At 45.2% G+C, this 18,434-nt stretch carries 15 protein-coding genes, 1 other RNA gene and 1 pseudogene; 6 read left to right on the top strand and 11 right to left on the bottom strand.

The window, feature by feature from the left end; genetic code table 11:
• Window positions 1-48 precede the first annotated feature (48 nt).
• The 11 genes and pseudogenes from COU90_00705 to COU90_00655 all read right to left on the bottom strand — a co-directional run bounded on the left by COU90_00705 (window position 49) and on the right by COU90_00655 (window position 7,055).
• Window positions 49-312 carry a hypothetical protein gene (locus COU90_00705; protein PJE64774.1) on the bottom strand — a complete coding sequence of 88 codons (264 nt, stop codon included), beginning with the start codon at window positions 310-312 and terminating at the stop codon, window positions 49-51.
• A 55-nt stretch (window positions 313-367) separates the two neighbouring features.
• Complete coding sequence (locus tag COU90_00700; GenBank protein PJE64773.1) at window positions 368-997, bottom strand: hypothetical protein; 630 nt, start codon at window positions 995-997, stop codon at window positions 368-370.
• A gap of 75 nt (window positions 998-1,072) precedes the next feature.
• Window positions 1,073-1,672 carry a hypothetical protein gene (locus COU90_00695; protein ID PJE64772.1) on the bottom strand — a complete coding sequence of 200 codons (600 nt, stop codon included), beginning with the start codon at window positions 1,670-1,672 and terminating at the stop codon, window positions 1,073-1,075.
• A complete protein-coding gene (locus tag COU90_00690) occupies window positions 1,673-2,371 on the bottom strand; it encodes a hypothetical protein (GenBank protein PJE64771.1) in 699 nt (232 codons plus the stop codon).
• Window positions 2,364-3,356 carry a hypothetical protein gene (locus COU90_00685; protein ID PJE64770.1) on the bottom strand — a complete coding sequence of 331 codons (993 nt, stop codon included), beginning with the start codon at window positions 3,354-3,356 and terminating at the stop codon, window positions 2,364-2,366. Before COU90_00685 ends, COU90_00690 begins: the two co-directional genes overlap by 8 nt.
• 3 nt (window positions 3,357-3,359) lie before the next feature.
• Window positions 3,360-4,724 (bottom strand): hypothetical protein, encoded by a 1,365-nt coding sequence (locus COU90_00680; protein PJE64769.1) that lies wholly within the window; start codon window positions 4,722-4,724, stop codon window positions 3,360-3,362.
• Window positions 4,725-5,000: 276 nt separating this feature from the next.
• Window positions 5,001-5,351 (bottom strand): 50S ribosomal protein L20, encoded by a 351-nt coding sequence (locus COU90_00675; GenBank protein PJE64768.1) that lies wholly within the window; start codon window positions 5,349-5,351, stop codon window positions 5,001-5,003.
• Window positions 5,352-5,356: 5 nt separating this feature from the next.
• Complete coding sequence (locus tag COU90_00670; GenBank protein PJE64767.1) at window positions 5,357-5,542, bottom strand: hypothetical protein; 186 nt, start codon at window positions 5,540-5,542, stop codon at window positions 5,357-5,359.
• A gap of 28 nt (window positions 5,543-5,570) precedes the next feature.
• Window positions 5,571-6,143: a translation initiation factor IF-3 gene (locus tag COU90_00665; protein ID PJE64766.1), complete on the bottom strand. Its 573-nt coding sequence runs from the start codon at window positions 6,141-6,143 to the stop codon at window positions 5,571-5,573.
• A gap of 86 nt (window positions 6,144-6,229) precedes the next feature.
• Window positions 6,230-6,598, bottom strand: a transfer-messenger RNA (tmRNA) gene (gene ssrA, locus COU90_00660).
• 19 nt (window positions 6,599-6,617) lie between these two features.
• Window positions 6,618-7,055, bottom strand: a pseudogene (locus COU90_00655) (SsrA-binding protein).
• Between the two features lie 92 nt (window positions 7,056-7,147).
• On the opposite strand from COU90_00655, the gene COU90_00650 reads away from it, so the two are divergent.
• The 6 genes from COU90_00650 to COU90_00625 all read left to right on the top strand — a co-directional run bounded on the left by COU90_00650 (window position 7,148) and on the right by COU90_00625 (window position 18,163).
• Window positions 7,148-8,662 carry a hypothetical protein gene (locus COU90_00650; GenBank protein PJE64765.1) on the top strand — a complete coding sequence of 505 codons (1,515 nt, stop codon included), beginning with the start codon at window positions 7,148-7,150 and terminating at the stop codon, window positions 8,660-8,662.
• 47 nt (window positions 8,663-8,709) lie between these two features.
• Entirely contained in the window at window positions 8,710-10,434 is a 1,725-nt protein-coding gene (locus COU90_00645; GenBank protein PJE64764.1) for an arginine--tRNA ligase, read from the top strand.
• A 200-nt stretch (window positions 10,435-10,634) separates the two neighbouring features.
• The gene (locus tag COU90_00640) at window positions 10,635-14,189 is read left to right on the top strand and encodes a hypothetical protein (protein ID PJE64763.1); all 3,555 of its coding nucleotides are present in this window, start codon (window positions 10,635-10,637) and stop codon (window positions 14,187-14,189) included.
• Between the two features lie 20 nt (window positions 14,190-14,209).
• Window positions 14,210-14,824, top strand: coding sequence for a DNA repair protein RecO (recO, locus tag COU90_00635; protein PJE64762.1), 615 nt, complete (start codon window positions 14,210-14,212; stop codon window positions 14,822-14,824).
• 75 nt (window positions 14,825-14,899) lie between these two features.
• Entirely contained in the window at window positions 14,900-16,807 is a 1,908-nt protein-coding gene (locus tag COU90_00630; protein ID PJE64761.1) for a hypothetical protein, read from the top strand.
• Window positions 16,808-16,852: 45 nt separating this feature from the next.
• The gene (locus tag COU90_00625) at window positions 16,853-18,163 is read left to right on the top strand and encodes a glycine--tRNA ligase (protein ID PJE64760.1); all 1,311 of its coding nucleotides are present in this window, start codon (window positions 16,853-16,855) and stop codon (window positions 18,161-18,163) included.
• Window positions 18,164-18,434 lie beyond the last annotated feature (271 nt).

Genomic DNA, 18,434 nt, shown 5'->3' with positions numbered 1-18,434 from the left:
CGTACCGAGCGGCTTGTAAGTACGGCAAGGTTGAATCTCTAACGGTATTTATTGAATCTGCTCTACCATGCAAAGAAAATTATATTCCGCGCTGTTTGTAATGACAAATCGTAAACGGCTTTTGGCGTGTTCCAGGTATATAACTTCTTCAAAGTTATTCCTTATTAAGCGTTCTACCACTCTGTTCGGCGATATGGCAGTGCCCGGAACGGTTTCGGCAAGCATATCCTTAAGTTCCTTTACGGCATTTGATATTCCTTTCTTGTCTTTGAGCCATCGGGAGTTTATACGCATGGCGGCGTGCTCGACCATGCACAGGAGGAGGTGTCGTGAAAACTTTAAAAGAGAGACCATGTGCCTCTCTTTTTTATTGCAACAAACATGCAATTAAATCGGCTGGTTGCCTGATTTGGACAATTTGAAAACCCATAGCATGGTAAAAGCCATCGTCTGTGCAGTCATCTAGTAATACAACGTCGCTATAATTCAAATTATGCTCGCTCAAATAGGTATCAAAAAAAGGAATTCTCTTGTGTCCTTTATCTATGTCAAATTTCAATACGCCGAGTTCACAAGATATGAGAAAATCATCAAAAATATCATCAAGCCGCATGTGCGGGATAGTATATGTGCGGAATGTATCCATATTGTCGGTTGCAATGACGCATTGAATACCCGCGCTTCGTACTTTTTGTATAAGATCGACTATTTCGTCCGCCACAAGGCGCATGTTGCGACAACTGTGCTCTAATTCTTGGCGTATGAATTGAAAAGAGATACCCGTTTTTTCAGAGATCTTGATGAGGACATCATCAGTACTCATTTCTCCCCGCATCCACGGGTTTAAGAGTTCGCGGTTCTCATTGAAAAGAAAATTGGAAATCACCGCACCTTCACGGCTGTTGGGATGGTCGGGATCTTCAAGATGTTCCCAGAATTGTGAATGGGACAGGGTCTTATTCCAATCAAAAAATATGGTTTTATGACTATGTAGCATTGCACTCATCATAACAGAACTGCACGCAAACATGAAAAAGGGCAGCGTTCCATTGTTGGAATGCTGCCCCCATTTTTAGGCGAAACCTAAAATCCTAATTACTGCTTGTAGTATCTCTCCCGCTGGCAATGTACCATCTATCCTATGCACTTCCAGCTCTGGGAAAAAGAGCTGTGCATTTTCATAGAAATATGTGAGATGTCGGTTGAATTCCTCCTCCAAAAGAACAGATTTATATACAGTAGTATCTCCTTCATGGCGTCTGGTTAGCTCACTAAGGGTAATTTCGAGGTATAGCATTGCATGCGGAATATACTGCGGAAAGTGCTCTCGATAGAGACGAACGCTTGGTTCGAAGCAGGCAATCTCTCCGTGTGTGATCCCCTCCGTCGCATAGTGATACGCAAGAACGGAAAGGCAACTTCTATCCAAGAGCACGGCTTTCGCCATGTCATGAATGTCAGTAAAGCGTCGAGTGTCCAAATCGACAAAGAATTGGTTTGCATGCAACGCTTCTTCCAGTGTTGTCGGATGTTCTGGAAACGGCTCTGTGCCTCGGTATCTCGTATACTCGTCAATGCATATAATGGCCAGACCTGCCCTACGCACGTTATCGAGTACAGTCGTTTTCCCTGCATGTACAATGCCTTCGATAGTAAAGATTTCCTGATGCATCTATCCCCCTAGTAATGTGCGTATCTTTTCGATCCACTGATCCGCCGGCAAGGAATTGTCTATCACTAGCCGAGGAATGAGAAATAGGTCAGAATGTTCCGTTTCAAGTACTATGTCGCACGTATGTGCGGTAGTGTACAGATTCGAGTTCTCAACGATATTCCGTATAGTTCGATTATATACGCCATACGGATAAATGAAATCCGATACTGACACGCCGTACCGTTGTAATTCACGGTGCGACTCAACAACCTGATAGCGCACTTCCGCTTCGGACAAAAGCTCAATCCTTCCTTTTGGCATATTGCGATATATTCCTCCCGATGGTGTTTCCATTACCGTATCATTGTCATACTTGCCAAGCGCCGCGTGAGATACCCCATGCGAAGCAATACGTTGTCCGCTTGAGGATAATACGTGAACTTGATTCCGCGTGAGGTATCCTTTTACGCCGACATCATCCGTGGCGATCCCTATGACGGCGAGCAAGCCGAGCCGTTCTTGAAGCACGCGCGCAAAACCGAATTGTCTGCTATAGCCATCATCGAGGAATACGCGTAGCGCGATTCCGCGACCGTGCAACAAAACTAAGACGGTTTCGAGGATCTTAATCGCCGATTCTTCGACCATGTCGTACACTGATCTGCGCTTCTCTTCAATGTCCAATATTTGGTGGAACACAAGATTTAATCTATCCATGAATGGCCTCCTCACAGGTTAGTTCAAGATAGCGGTTGAAGTATTGCGCGTGCTTCTCCCGAAACAGCGCATTTTTCTCACTTCGGGACGGCCACTCACTTTCGTCGTCGATGTGCAGACATACACCTTCGATAACTGGCACGACGTAATGACTGTATCGCGCAATGAGCTTGGTCGGCAAACTCGTTTCCGTGAAGCCGTAGCCCACAAAAGAACGGTCGAAGCCGTTCACCTCGAACGCGGCTTCTCTGTCTACCATAAAGAATCCGCCGAGAACCATATTCGACAGTATCCACGGGCCAAAAAATGAGCCAATTGGCCAGTTTCTAAAGCCGTTAGTCTCCCGAACTATCTCAAACATCCTTCCTATGAATTGTTTATCTTCCTCACAACCAATCCATGATGACTGGTATACGCAGGAGAGTCTGAAATCGTTGAGCTTGCTCCGTATCGCATTATTCGTAAGTGGTTGAGTAAGGAATGGGTCGGCCGGCGCAACAGTGGCAAAAAAACCCACTGTAATGCATCGCCCCGCAATCCCTTCGGCTACCTGCACCTTCAAATGGTTAAGGATTACGTCATCGCTCACGATAATATCAGCATCCATGAACAGCACCACAGGAAACCGAGCTTGTCGCAAACCTACGTTGCGAGCCTCGGTTCTGCCGCGATTACTTTGGAGCGTTGTCACAGCAAGATTGTGGTACTCTTGAGGGTTAAAAATTCTATCCGCGCGATTCATCGATCCGTCGTCGATCACGATAACCTCAAACTGCCACTCGGGGTGTTCTTGCTGAACCTTTACTATCCCCGTGTAGAGGTAGCGTATTACAAGGGTGATGTGCTTGCTCTCATAATACGGAATGACGATGCTAAGGTTTGGAACATCAGGGCTTTGAAGAAGCGTCGCGTGTACGTCGAACCCGTAGTCATTATTGTGATTTAGCATCACCTCTCTCAATGTTCGATGCAGTCGTTCTTCCATCCGTCACCTCTCAGTTTTGGGTTTAAATGGTCTGATGCTGGTCACGAGTGACCGGATCTTGGTTGTCACCGATAGAAGCGGAGGCAAACTATGCAGAACAAAAATCGGGATAAGGAAAAGAAAAACCAATATCCCTTCTCCTGTCCGTACTACCTCACGTCTTCCAGTGATCTCATTGAGTAGTGCATACCGCTGTATCGTAAGCCCAAAGGTGCTTAGATACGCGATGAGCGTACTCGCTGAAAGTATTATCGTCCCTGTTGTTCCGGAAAATGCCGTAAATCCAATCACAAAGAGCACCATCCACCCTGAAGTGAGCCAAGCTGCCGCGGGTATTAACCCCCTCACGGCAAACAAATTTACTAGCCACTTCGGCGCTCTTTCCGGATTGGTTTGCAGAAAAACGCTCGCATAGGTTCTGTGCTCCATCGGGCCATAGAACCATACGTATTTCTGCAACAATGCAGATTTCAAAGAATACGGCATGTCGGCAGATTCAAACACAGGCACAAGCTGAATCGGCTCTCTTAAGAGCGACAAGACGAATCCCATAAAGAGGTCTTCGGTCAATGTTTCTGTTGGTAGTCGCCGCAACTCTCGCATGACATCTTTCCGAAGAAAAAGACCATGTCCTACACAGTGAGACAGAAACAATCGTCGATTCCACCTGCGTAATGCGTAACCTTGTCGAAGGATACGGGGAATTTCATGCGCTAACGTCCATCGCGTTTGCAGAATGGCGTTCGCCTGCAACAGCTTCGCAACAATAAAACCATTTCTTGACTTCATGTCGCTGAAGTTTTGCAGAAAAATGGCCGATTGCTGCAAAATCTGCTGACGACGATTGGCAACTGATAACGTAGACACCCATTTTAACGTTTGCGGATGCGGTCTGGAATCTGCGTCATACAGTGCAATGAACATCTCACTGTCTGCCAGCGCGTCTTCTTCCAAGATCACGCTGATCGCATAATTTAGTTGATGGACTTTCTCTCCTCTCGTTTCAGGATAGTGTATGTGCCAGACAGCATGTCCGTATTCATCATGAAGCAATGCCGCTAGCTCAACGGTTGTCTGTCCGTCTGCTCTGGTCGTGTACTCTTGTTCTGTTGTAACTATGGCAATGGTGAGCTTATCGCGTGGATAGTCGAGACTTAAAAACCACTCGACAGTTTCCCGAAGCACCCGTTGTTCGCGCAACACCGGGATCACGACAACAAAATGTTTATCTGTATTTTCCACAGTTTTGACGCGTTGGCGTTTGAGCCACCAAAAAGTACTGCTGAATGTTGCGAACGTGTACAGTGAGCGGAGACCGATAATCAACACAACGATCAGATATATGTACGTGACGGGATCTTCTGCCATTCAAAATCTCCTTGGATTACAAATGTTTTCAAAGGGCTATCGTTACAGCAATATCGCCTCATCCTTCGGAATTTTTGATTTGGGTACCATCCCCACGAGAGCACTACAAATAAATTGCAGTGCTCGCAAGACACGGTACAGAAAAAATAAAGGGTTTTATGCTTAGAAAACCGTGGCGGTACTATACCACGTAATTGGAAAAAATCAAGAGCAAACATGTAAGTATATCCTTTGAATGGCAACAAAAAAGCCGATAAGGATCCTTATCGGCTTTTTTTATTTACCTTCTGCTTTTTTTACTACGGCTTCAAACGCCGATACATGATGTTGAGCAAGAAGGGAAAGCACTTTACGATCAAGGGCGATATTTGCTTTTTTCATTCCGCCGATGAGTTTTGAATAAGTAGTACCGGCAAGACGGGAGGCCGCATTAACCTGTACGTTCCAAAGTTTGCGGAATACCCGCTTCTTCTTGCGGCGATCTTGAAAAGCATGTAGTCCCGCATGCAGGAGTGCCTCTCGCGCGGCGCGTTCTTTTGATTTTCGACCCCAACGAAATCCCTTAGTTTGCTTAAGGATGTTGCGACGGCGTTTATTTGCTATTGTTCCTCGTTTTACGCGTGTCATACGGGTTAATTTTTAATACCCTTTTTAATAATTGCTTTCCCAAAACTTATTTCGGTAAGACCTTTTTTATCCAATTGTTTGGAGCGGCGTGCCTTTGCATTAAAATGATTATGTCCCGGCGTACGGCTCATAACTTTGCCGGTACGGGTAACTTTTAGTCGTTTCGTGATGGATTTATTTGTTTTCGCCATAATGGTTTTATTTTTTGGTATCGGTACGTTATGCTTTTTTATCGGGCTCAACGATAAGAGATAGTCCTCGCGGCGCCCGTTTCGGTTCGCCTTCGGTTTTGTAAGGTGTTGCTATAAAGCTTAAAAAGGTGTTAAATCGCTCTCGAATAAAGTTTCTGTCCAAGTATTTTGCGCGTCCCTTAAGGATGAAGTCCACTTTTACCTTATCTCCTTCGGCAAGAAATTCCTCTACTTTTTTCGCTTTCAGCTCCATATCGTGACGGGATGCGTTAAATCCGATGCGTATGCCTTTTACCTCGGTGCTTTTTTGTTTTTTCGCTGAATCGCGCGCCTCCTTTTCTTTCTGATACTGGTACTTTCCATAATCCATAATACGAACAACAGGCGGTTTTGCCTTGGCGGCTACCTCGATAAGATCGAGTCCGTCGCTCTGGGCTTGCATAAGCGCCTTTGCCGTTTCCATAACGCCAAGGTTATCGCCATCTTTTCCCACAACACGAACTTCCGGTACGCGTATTTGATTGTTGATGCGAGGATTTTGGATAGGTTTGAATCTATAACTATTGTAAACATTACGGCGTTTCGCTGAAATACGAAACAAAACTTAAACAATGTATACACTAAACTTTGCGGGTGTAGTGTATTAAGTTTTGCAACTATTTTGCTCTTGGCAAAAGGTGGCAAAACTTGTGGAGACGGGGAGAGTTGAACTCCCGTCCGTAGAGGGCACATATCTAACTGTTACAGGTATTATTCTGTGCCGAAGCACAAAAGGGGTGCCTGATTTATGTCATGATTCGTATCAAGCAGTCGGAATCATCGAGTCCGATGATATAACACCGAAATAAGATCGTACGGACGTGAATCTTATCGATGTCCGGGATGTCTTGCTAAAGAGCAAGATCGAACCCCGGAAAGCGTTACGCCAACGCCATTGCTGGCTGTGCGAACGCTTTTTTGAATAAGTTTGCACTTATCTATTTCGTAGTTTTAAGAGGTTGCGCTCTGCCTGATTAGTATATGTACCGGGATACTACGTCGAATCCCGACGTCCCCCTGTTATCTGCATTCTTGTTTTAAGAGTCCGCTCAATTTTGCGTTTCGCATCTCGTTCTTTGATTTTTTGGCGTTTATCTTCTTTCTTTTTTCCGCGTGCAAGACCGAGCTCCATCTTTACAAGACCACGCTTAGTATACACTCGAATGGGGGTTAAAGTCAAGCCTTTTTGGATAATTTTTCCTATAAGAGAACGAATTTCCGCTTTTTTTAGAATAAGCTTCTTCGTACGAGACGGATCGTATGTATCAGGGGTATTATCCGGCTGGTAGGGCGGTATTTGCATGCCTATAATATAGGCTTCTTCGCCGCGAATAATGGCATGCGCTCCTCCAATACTCGCACGCCCCATTTTTACAGACTTTACTTCATATCCATGCAAAGACAATCCCGCTTCGAATGTTTCCAGGATATCAAAGTCGAATCGCGCTCTCCGATTTACAGCAAGAGTAATCATACGAAACAGTATATCATAATATTGACAAATATAAAATAGAGTATGTTATTTTATTAGGTGATTATTTTTTGATCGTACCGTATACTATATACATGAAGTATATGCTCTTTTTTGCTTTTGCGGTGAGCGTAGTAATGGGATGGGGGGGCGCTTTTACGAACGCACAATCTTCGGCGGCTTGCCACCATAAAACATCTTTCCTTGATACGGAAGAAGATTTTGCGCCGGTGGTGCATATGTTTTCACAGGTGCAGGAGCTTTTAATTACCATTTTATGTAATACGGACCAAACGGTAGAGGTGATAATTGCGGGTGAAAGCACTACGCCTGTTGCCGTGTGGGAGAAGGCATTTATATTAACGGAACGTGCATCAGTAGATGAAGAGAATGTGAAAGAATGGGAAGAAATTACGCTTACCGGTGAAAAAGACGATAAGGATTCGGAATGGATCACAGGACGCGCCGCGGGGGACATTCCGGCAGACATGATAAGGGAAGGTGTTAATTATCTGGCGGTGTACGCATGTAGTTGGTTTGGCGGAGAGTGGAAATGCGGGTGCACGGACACATCATGTACGGGAAATAATTACATACTCCAATCATTTGGATTGGATAACCGTACGGATGAACGCGCTCATCCGCTTGAGTTCGGAATGGATCCGGACGGGCGCGATGCACCTTTGCCTATACGAACCGGTCGCGTTGTTTCCAAGCTTCTTTATAGAGGACCATCAGATCAAAAGCATATTATCCGCACATATGATGTGGGGGAGCCGTTTACCCTTACGCGCACAGTGAGTCGCAGTTCGTTTACGGGAATGGTTGCATCTCTCGAGTGGCGATCGTCTGCCGATTCGTGCTTGTTAACCGCACGTTCGGCTTTTGAGGATGAATATACATGGCTTTCGGAACCAAATTTAGTAAAAAATCCTCCACCCGATTTTATACCCGTTCCCTATCGACCGTTCAATGATACGACATTTGTATTTTCCGCTTTGCCGGGTTCCGGACATGCACATGTACTGCTTCCTATGAGAGAAGTATACACAACTTCGGATACGGCACGGGAATTGGTAGCACTTGATGCGGTACCCACCGTTTACACTATACGATGTGCGGATGAATCAGCTTCTCTTACCGGTGTAAGTGAGCAGATTGCGGTAACGCTGGACTTGGCAGGTGTTGTACTTGAGCCGGATCGAGAAAATTTACAAAGACGCGGGTATTATATTATTGAACGCCTTGGCGGATCAGGGGTGCCACGGGTGGATATTAAAACGGCGGTATCGGGTGGATCCGTGCTGTCCGTACCCGCTCCTTGTGCGGGATGCACGTCTTTTGTGCGTACAACGCAGGTATTTTCGGATACAACGGGAACTATAGCATGCCGTGAGAACGGTCTTTGTACATTTTTTACATTATACACCGCACTTAATGCTGATAGGTGCTCTCTTAATGAAGGGGCGGATCTTGGTACGCATGCATGGGTGGAGGAAGTGGTTATATCTGATTCATCTTCCGGCACAAAAGAGAAAGATGCAGTCGTTGTTTGCGAAGATGAAGGTGGTCTTACGGCGATGGACGTAGTGCGCGGTGAGGAACGGTGATGTTTCTCGCGCTTTCACTTTTTACCGTTCTTCGCTAAAGTGGAGGTATGACGATACGCGATCAAATTCGGGCATGTCTTGAAGAGGCCGTACACACCATGATAGTAGATGCGCCGGAAAGAGATATGCCGGTTTTTTCTGTGTCGGAGCCGGACGATGTGTCTCACGGAAATTATGCCACAAATGTAGCACTTCTTCTTGCGGATTCCTTGAGAAAAAGTCCGATGGATATTGCAAATGAGCTTGCGAGCAAACTGACAAATGATATGTGGTGTGCAGAGGCGGCGGCTCCGGGATTTGTAAATTTCTTTCTTGCGGATGCTTTCTTAATGCGAGAGCTTGCGGAGGGTGTTTTGGAGAAAAAAGAAACATGGGGTACCAGTACGGCGGGAGCTGGAAAAACAGTTGTCGTTGAATATTTTCAGCTTAATATCGCAAAGCGCCCACATATAGGACACATGCGTACCGGTATTATTGGCGATGCGTTGAAGCGCATGTTTGCCGCAGGGGGATATCATGCGGTGTCGGATACGCATGTGGGAGATTGGGGAACGCAATTTGGTATATTGCTCCTTGCATATAAAGAGAATATAACGGATGATATAAAGCCGCGCATTGCGGAAGATCCGTTCGCATTTCTTGAGGATATATACAAAAAAGAGAATAAAAAAATAGAAGAGGAGCCCGAACGGCGGGAACGCGCGAAAGCGGAATTTGCGAAGCTGGAAAGAGGGGATAAGGAAAACAGGGACATTTGGCAATGGATGGTAGCCGTTTCCATGAAAAAACTGGAGGAGGGGGCGCATCGATTAGATCTTCTTCCCTTTGATGAGCATAAGGGAGAGTCGGCATATGAAAATGATATGGCGCGGATTGTTGATGAAGCAATTACGAAAGGTGTTGCAAAAAATGTGGAAGGGGCTGTTTTGGTTGATCTTACAGGGGAACGGTTGGGAGAAGCGGTACTTCGTAAGTCGGATGGCGCATCCACTTATTTATTGCGTGATCTTGCCACTATTGCATATAGGAAGAAACAATGGCGTTTTTGGAAAAATATATATGTAGTGGATGTGCGTCAGGAATATCATTTTCGGCAGGTGTTTCGGGTGGCGGATTTGTTGGGATATAATGACGCGGGGGTTTCAGAGCATGTTTCTTACGGCGAGATGCGCCTTCCGGAAGGATCTATGAGTACGCGAAAGGGAACGGTTATTGCGCTGGATGCACTGTTTGACGAGGCGTATGATCGGGCGCGCGCCATTATTGATGAAAAAAATCCGGATCTTTCGCAGGCCGATACGATTGCGCATCAGGTGGGTATAGGAGCAATAAAGTATTTTGATCTTTCGCATAACAGAAAATCCGATATCGTATTTACATGGGATAACGCTCTATCATTCGATGGAGATACCGGACCATATATTCAGTACACGCATGCGCGGTTAAAAAGCATCTTACGCAAAGCAAAATCTTCGAAAATCTCACTTCCGAACACGGTAAAGATGGAAGAAAAAGAACGTGCGCTCGTGGTGCGGATTTTACGTTTCCCGGAGGCGATTACGGATGCGCTCGCCGATTACGCACCACACATCATTGCCGGATATGTATTTGTGCTTGCTAAGACTACAAATGATTTTTATCATGCATGTCCTGTTCTGACGGAAGAACATGAAGAGATCAGGCAGTTTCGTTTGGCATTGGTGGATGCGGCGGCAACTACTCTTAAAAAAGGATTATATCTTTTAGGAATAGATGCCCCTGAAGAAATGTAATAAAAGTTGTTCAATTTGAGGATCTTTGTATATTGTGAGAAATAAAAAACACCAGGTAAAAACACGGTTTTTTACCTGGTGTTTTTTACGGTAACGGTATTTCGGGAGGTTACTGAATATTTTACCGAATATACCGTGGTATTATATTATTATATTGTCAAGTTTAATAAATACGATATTTCCCGTAGTATAGGGCGTATATGGCAGACGAACAGGCGAAAAAAACGATAGCGGAGCGAGAAGAGGAAATTCTCGCTTTTTGGCGTGAGCATAAGATTTTTGAGAAAAGCTTGGAACAGACGAAAAATAAAGAAGAATTTGTATTTTATGACGGTCCGCCGTTTGCTACCGGCCTTCCGCATTACGGGCATATTTTGGCGAGCGTCCTTAAAGATGTTATTCCGCGTTATCAGACCATGCGCGGACGTTATGTGCCGCGAAGATGGGGATGGGACTGTCATGGTCTTCCGCTCGAGAATATTATTGAACAGGAATTAGGATTTACGCATAAGAAGGAAATTGAAGAATACGGTATTGCTAAGTTTAACCGCCGTGCCGAAGAAACGGTTCTTCGGTATGCCGATGATTGGCGACGTATTATTCCTCGTATTGGTCGCTGGGTGGATATGGAAAACGATTATCGGACAATGGATCCAACGTATACGGAATCGGTATGGTGGATTTTTAAAACGCTCTACGATAAACAACTTATTTATGAGGGATATAAGTCGATGCATCTCTGTCCGCGATGCGAAACAACACTTGCAAATTTTGAAGTAAGTCAGGGATATAAAGACATTACGGATATTTCTGTCACCGTGCAATTTGAACTCGCGGATGAAAAGGGCGCTTTTGTGCTTGCATGGACAACGACGCCCTGGACATTGCCCGGAAATGTGGCGCTTGCGGTACATCCTGATATTATCTACGCAAAGGTACAAAGGCGCGCCGATGTGGCAACATCGGAATACGGGACGGATCATGCTAATGATGATCCGGTGTTTTATCTTGCTAAGGATCTCATAAAAGATGTTATTGAAGGGGAATATGAAATTATCGACGAAGTGCCGGGAGCACAATTAGTAGGTCGTGCATATAAGCCGGTATTTGATTATTACATTAAACAAAAAGATTTGCCGGATGGGGAAAACGGTTGGAAAATATATGCGGGTGATTTTGTAACAACCAACGAAGGTACTGGTGTTGTGCACATTGCACCCGCATTTGGAGATGAAGATATGCAGTTGGGCAAGAAACATCATTTACCGTTCGTTCAGCATGTAAAGGGAGATGGTAGCTTTGTGGATGATATACGGGACTTTGCGGGTTTACCGGTGAAACCGAAAGATGATCATCAAAAAACTGATATAGAAATTATAAAGCACTTGGCACATACAGGAGTATTGTTTGCAAAAAAGAAAATTACTCACTCGTATCCGTTTTGCTGGAGATGTGATACACCGCTTCTTAATTATGCCGCAAACTCATGGTTTGTGAATGTACCGTCCATTCGGGAAAATCTTATTGCGGCAAATAAAGATATTGTATGGTCACCGGAACACTTAAAGGAGGGGAGGTTTGGCAGAGGTCTTGAAACGGCGCCAGACTGGTCTATTTCGCGGAGTCGTTATTGGGGAGCGCCCTTGCCGGTATGGCGATGCGAGAAGTGTAAAGACATACACGTGGTAGGTTCGCTTGTCGAACTGGAAGAGAGGCGTATTACAAAAGCCAATACTTTTTTTGTTTTGCGTCACGGAGAGCGTAATGATTTGGATGGCTCAGGTAATGGTATTTCGGACGTGAAGTATGTAAAAATTACGCATGATCCCGAGGCTCCCATTCATATGACGGACAAAGGAAAAAACGATATTAGTAACATAGCCCGGCAATTACTGAAAGATGGAGGAGTGGATGTTATTTACGCATCCGACTTCGTGCGCACGCGCGAGACGGCGGAAATTGTAGCGCATATAACGGGAGCAAAAATTGTATATGACGAACGTCTAAGGGAACTAAGGCATGGTACGGAATTTGAGGGGAAGGAAGTACGTGAATATCTGGCATATTTCGGTAATGATCATCATAACCGTATTGCGAATGCGCCAAAGGGAGGGGAGTCTTTACATGATGTGCAAGAGCGTATGGTAAACGCAGTACGGGATATTGATAAAAAACATGAGGGAAAGCGTATTCTTATTGTGAGTCACGGAGATCCATTGTGGGTTCTTGAGGCGTCTATGGATTATGTTTTGCCGGAACGCGCTCTTGATAAATGGCTTGGCGAGAGACGGCATTATATTAAGCAGGGAGAATTGCGTCCGCTTCATGTGCGGAATTTCCCCTACGATGAGCGTGGTTGGCTTAATATGCATAGACCGTTCGTGGATGATATTGTGCTTGCGTGTTCGTGCGGGGGTGTGATGAAGCGTATTCCTGAAGTATTTGATTGTTGGTTTGAATCGGGATCTATGCCTTACGGACAGCAACATTATCCGTTTGAAAATACGGATATATTCGATCCGAAGAATAATAAGGGATATCCGGCTCATTATATTGCCGAGGGACTGGACCAGACACGCGGATGGTTTTATTCGTTACACGTTTTGGCAACCGCGCTTTTCGAAAAACCGGCATATAAACAGGTATTGGTAAATGGAACGATTTTAGCGGAGGATGGACAGAAAATGTCCAAGCGCCTCAAGAACTATCCGGATCCGATGGAGGTGATTTCCCGGTACGGAGCCGATGCGCTTCGCTTATATTTTCTTATGTCACCGGCAGTTAGTGCCGAAGATCTTCATTTTTCGGAAAAAGGGGTGGACGAAACGGCTAAAAAAGTTATCGCACGTCTCGTTAATATGGTTTCCTTTTATAATCTGTATCGGACCCATACCGTAAAAGAGCCGCTTTTTGATATGAATGCTCATGTACTGGATCAGTATCTTGTGTATAATCTCATGCAAACAGAGAAAAACGTGATGCATGCTATGGAGCAGTACCGCCTTGATCGCGCCGTGCGTCTCCTTGCCGATTTTGTGGATATGTTTTCAACGATATATTTGCAGTATTCACGGGATAGGTTTCGGGAGGGGGCGGAAGAAAGAGTGTGCGCTTTGGAGTATTTTCACTATGCACTCCTTGTATTTGCAAAAATACTGGCGCCCTTCGCGCCCTTCGCGGCTGAATATATATATCAGGATATCAAAGATGAAAACGGAAAAGAGTCGGTGCACTTGGAAGAGTGGCCCTCCGCTGTTCCGGGAGAGAAATATGAAAAGACAAATCAGGAAATGAAAATAACGCGGTCAGCCATAGAGCACATTCTTGCTAGCAGAAGCATGGCGGGTATTTCAGTGCGACAGCCACTCTCAAAGGCAACAGTAAGAGAGCTTCCGGAAGAAGAATCATTCCGAGCCATTATTCGTGAGCGGACGAATATAGAATCACTCGCGGAACATATCGAAATGACGGAAGATTGTGTTTTGGATACGGAGTTAACGGATAATCTTCGCATGAAAGGACTTTGGCGTGAGGTTATGCGCGACATACAAGATTTACGAAAAAGGGAGGGCATGCAACCGAATGACGCAATACATATCGTATTGTATGCGGATGCAGAAATGGAGGCTTTAACGAGAGGGGTGGATGATATTGCGAAAGCTGTGGGAGCGCATACGGTTTCATTTGCAGAGCATGCCGATGGTATGCAAGAGTTGCGGACGAAAGGTGTATATGTGCGTATTGAGAAGGAATAAGATAATTTCTCATTCATAAAATGTCTTATGATATACATCAAACGGACGCTCTTGTACTTGCCGTATATCCACGTGGCGAAGCTGATATCCGTATGCGTGTATATACGGAAAAATATGGAATGCTCTCCATATATGCTAAAGGTATTCGACTTGAAAAATCAAAACTTCGGGGTCATGTGGAATTATTTACGCATGTGGCATTGTCGTTTATTGCGGGCCGTGAACAATACCGGTTAGTTTCGGCGGAAACGCGAACACCTTTCGGGTCTATACGAAATACCATGAGCCGGTTTCGTGCGGCAACGGCAGTAGCTCGCATCGCGATGCATCTTATGGTGGATGAGGAACAAGACGCGCGTATATGGCAACTTATAAAAGAAGCGTTTCGGGTTATAAATAGCGATAAATACGAAACACGCGAGGGATCATTGTTGTTATATGCGTTCCAGGTAAAGATGGTGGCACTTTTGGGGTATATGCCTGATGACCGTACTGAAGCAGTCGACAGATTATATAATGCTCCCACGCTCATTTCTTCAGATGTTCTTACCAGGCAGGAAGAAATAACTACGCGTTTATTTTTGCGCGACATATATGCATATGCGGGAGTATGGCGTCCGGAAGATTACGCGTAGTAGAAAGAAGAAAGAAAGGAAGGTATACTATACATAGTGATTGAGTAGTAACATAAACATAACGTAATTTTTCGCATGGCACTTGATGATTTAAAAAAACGATTATTTAAGCCAAATGAAACATTTCCCGAACGAAGAGGAGAACCGGACTTAAGTCCGGCATATTCGGGAGGAGTACGTACGTGGGGAGGGGACAGTGATCCGCGCGTCATAGAGGAGCGAAGAGAACAAAAGAAGCGTCGTCACACGCGCACAATCTTTTGGAGCATGATGACTCTTCTTGTGTTTGTGCTTGCTGGTGGTGTGGCGACGTTTATTTTTCTTAATAATGAAGGGAATATATCAGCAGACAATATTGAACTTACCATACTCTCGCCCGAGACAATTGCCGCGGGTGAGCACGTTACGTTTGAAGTACGGTATGCTAACCGCAACGAAGTGGCACTTGAAAGCGTGGAGCTTATTTTTGAATATCCGGATGGCGCACGTCCGGTGTTTGGAGAAGCGCCGCGCCGCGGTCGCTTTCGCGAACGCATACCCATTGGGCGGCTCTTGCCTGGTGGGGAGGGAGAGGAGCGTTTTGAAGCATTTGTGTTTGGTGACGAAGGTGTTTCCGTAAAGGCGGATGCTACGCTTGAGTATCGTCCGGAAAACACAAGTGCTCGTTTCGGAAAAGATACGAGTGCTCTCGTTATGGTTAATAAGTCTCCGATCGGCATCACGATTTCCGTACCAGAAGAGATAAATAACGGGCAGGAAGTTGAGCTTACGATCGATTATGTTTCCACGGGGGAAAGCGCGTTTGAGGATGTATCGCTTGAAATACGTTATCCCGATAATTTTTCAATGATTTCTGCTGTGCCTGCGCCCGGTATCGATAACTCCATTTGGCATATAGGAGCGCTAGAACCTGATGCGGAGGGTACTATAACGGTGCGCGGGATTCTTACAGGAAATCCGCTTGATTCTCATTTTTTTGAAGCACAAATAGGTATTTTTGACGAAGAAACAAAAGCATGGAACACTTACGCCCGCGCATCACATAATGTGCACATACGCGAAGCACTTCTTTCAGTCGATTTGTTGGTGGGGGGCGAGAATAACGTGAAGATAACGCCGGGTGGTATTATTGTTTTTAGTGTACCGTGGCGGAATAACTTGCCGGTGAGTGTCCAAAATGCTTTGATTGAAGTTATTCTGGAGGGGGAGCAGTTTAACTACGGAAATGTAAGTGTGGAGGGAGGTTCATATGATGGCGTGAATAAGCGTGTTTTAGTTAATGCATCCACCGATCCGCGGCTTGAGTTTTTGGATCCCGGAGAGTCAGGGTCATTTACGTTTTCGGTGGGTACGGTTGAAAATCCAAGTGTTCAATCTATTCGAGACAAAAACTTTACCGTTTCTGCCCGTGCACGTATTTATTCCAACTTTGTTCCCGAGGGATACGAAGGAGTTGATATTACCGGTACCGATAGTCTTTCCGCTTCATTTATAACGCGTGTGGATTTTGTCAGTAAAGGACTGCATCGTAGCGGTGTTATTCCGAACGGAGGACCTATGCCCCCACGCGTAGGAGAGGAAACGACATATACCATCACCTGGTCGCTTACCAATGTATCAAACGATGTCGAAAACGGGGTTGTAGAATCGAGCTTGCCGGCTTACGTGCGATGGAAGAATGTTGTCAATCCGGCAAATGAAAAAATAACATATAATTCCAATACGGGACGCATTATGTGGGATGTCGGATTTCTCGTTGCCGGAACCGGGTTCACAAGGCCGGCACGCGAAGTTTCCTTTCAGGTAGGACTTGTTCCTAATCAAAATCATGTCGGATCTCAACCGGCGCTTATAACGGAAGCACGCTTTGAAGGACATGATATATTTACGGATACGCCTATTGCGGAAAACCGCGGCGAAGTAAGTACAACTCTTCGGGATGATCCCTTAGTCGACGGTACCGAATATAAAGTTGTGCAGTAATTGAGGGAACTCATATGTTAGATGCAGAGGTTAACTATTTGAAGTATGGATAAGATGGATACTATTATTAGCTTGGCAAAACGGCGCGGGTTTATTTTTCCCGGATCGGATATTTACGGTGGTCTTGCGAATTCATGGGATTACGGTCCGTTGGGTGTAGAGCTTAAAAATAATATTAAACAACTGTGGTGGAATAGGTTTGTACACAAGCGAAGCGACATGGTGGGATTGGATGCCGCGCTTATTATGAACCCGAAAGTATGGGAAGCATCCGGGCACTTGGAAGAGTTTACTGATCCATTAGTTGAATGCAAAAAATGCCATCATCGATTTCGGGCGGATCAATTGGAGAATACGGGTACGTGTCCGGATTGCAAAGGAGAACTTACGGAAGCAAAACAATTTAATCTTATGCTTAAAACGTTTCTTGGTCCGGCGGAAGAAAAAGCTAATGAGGTGTTTTTCCGTCCCGAAACGGCGCAGGCAATGTTTGTAAATTTTAAAAATGTTTTGGATACAACGCGTATGCGGGTGCCGTTTGGTATTGCACAGATTGGGAAGGCATTTCGAAATGAAATAACGCCCGGTAATTTTATTTTTCGTACACGGGAGTTTGAGCAAATGGAAATCGAATATTTTGTCCGTGAGGAGGAATGGGAACAGCATTTTGAGCATTGGCTTAAAGAGATGCGTGCGTGGCTTGCGGCATTAGGCGTTAATCCTAATCATATAACGGAAGTAGAAATTCCGGACGGGGAACGAGCGCACTATTCAAAACGTACAGTAGATTTTGAATATGCATTTCCGTTTGGACAAAAAGAACTTTACGGACTTGCGTATCGTGGCGATTTTGATTTATCCACTCATCAGAAGCATTCCGGCGAGAATCTGCAATATCGTGATCCGGAAACGCAGGAGGAATTTCTTCCGCATGTTATTGAACCGACGTGGGGAGTTGACCGTTCAGTGCTAGTAGCTCTTCTGGAAGCATATCAGGAAGACGAATCTGCTGATGGCAAAAAGCGCGTGTATTTGAAATTGCCACCCATCATAGCACCGTACACGGTGGCGGTATTTCCTCTTATGGCGAATAGAGCGGAGCTTGTGGGGAGGGCGCGGGATATATACGATTTACTTCGCGAGAATTATGCGGTGGCATGGGATGACCGAGGAAATATCGGGAAGCGTTATTATGCGCAGGATGAAATTGGCACTCCTTGGTGTATTACAGTGGATTTCGATACGCTTGAAAATGATACCGTTACTGTACGGGATCGTGACACGGGAGAACAAGATCGTGTGTCTATCGATGAACTGTCGGCATATATAAGGGAGGGAATACAGGGAGAAAGATAGTTTTGTATTCGTTGCAGTTTTGAACCGTATTATGTAACCTGATAAAAGAGAGATTGTTTTTTTAAATAACAACTTTGTTTTCCAATTGCCAAGAGGTCTACCATGCCTGGATACGAATGGCTGGCGGTAATTCCCTTACTTTTTCTTGCGGCAATATTTGGAATCTCCGGATACTGCGGTTATGACGTCACTATCGGAAAGTTGTATAAACGGGGGTGATCTCTGCGGCCCGGCCGCTTTTTTTATTGGCAATGTATGGTAGCATGACGAA

This window comes from Candidatus Ryanbacteria bacterium CG10_big_fil_rev_8_21_14_0_10_43_42 (assembly GCA_002793915.1).
Lineage (GTDB): Bacteria > Patescibacteriota > Minisyncoccia > Ryanbacterales > 2-02-FULL-48-12 > 1-14-0-10-43-42.
Note: the sequence above shows the minus strand (reverse complement) of the source record. Positions and strands in the feature narration are given on the sequence as shown.

Coding starts and splice junctions, on each gene's coding strand:
- COU90_00630 (PJE64761.1), top strand. CDS start 14,900: ATGGCACTTGATGATTTAAAAAAACGATTATTTAAGCCAAATGAAACA.
- COU90_00670 (PJE64767.1), bottom strand. CDS start 5,542: ATGGCGAAAACAAATAAATCCATCACGAAACGACTAAAAGTTACCCGT.
- recO (PJE64762.1), top strand. CDS start 14,210: ATGTCTTATGATATACATCAAACGGACGCTCTTGTACTTGCCGTATAT.
- COU90_00675 (PJE64768.1), bottom strand. CDS start 5,351: ATGACACGCGTAAAACGAGGAACAATAGCAAATAAACGCCGTCGCAAC.
- COU90_00680 (PJE64769.1), bottom strand. CDS start 4,724: ATGGCAGAAGATCCCGTCACGTACATATATCTGATCGTTGTGTTGATT.
- COU90_00645 (PJE64764.1), top strand. CDS start 8,710: ATGACGATACGCGATCAAATTCGGGCATGTCTTGAAGAGGCCGTACAC.
- COU90_00690 (PJE64771.1), bottom strand. CDS start 2,371: ATGGATAGATTAAATCTTGTGTTCCACCAAATATTGGACATTGAAGAG.
- COU90_00695 (PJE64772.1), bottom strand. CDS start 1,672: ATGCATCAGGAAATCTTTACTATCGAAGGCATTGTACATGCAGGGAAA.
- COU90_00640 (PJE64763.1), top strand. CDS start 10,635: ATGGCAGACGAACAGGCGAAAAAAACGATAGCGGAGCGAGAAGAGGAA.
- COU90_00700 (PJE64773.1), bottom strand. CDS start 997: ATGCTACATAGTCATAAAACCATATTTTTTGATTGGAATAAGACCCTG.
- COU90_00650 (PJE64765.1), top strand. CDS start 7,148: ATGAAGTATATGCTCTTTTTTGCTTTTGCGGTGAGCGTAGTAATGGGA.
- COU90_00625 (PJE64760.1), top strand. CDS start 16,853: ATGGATAAGATGGATACTATTATTAGCTTGGCAAAACGGCGCGGGTTT.
- COU90_00705 (PJE64774.1), bottom strand. CDS start 312: ATGGTCGAGCACGCCGCCATGCGTATAAACTCCCGATGGCTCAAAGAC.
- COU90_00685 (PJE64770.1), bottom strand. CDS start 3,356: ATGGAAGAACGACTGCATCGAACATTGAGAGAGGTGATGCTAAATCAC.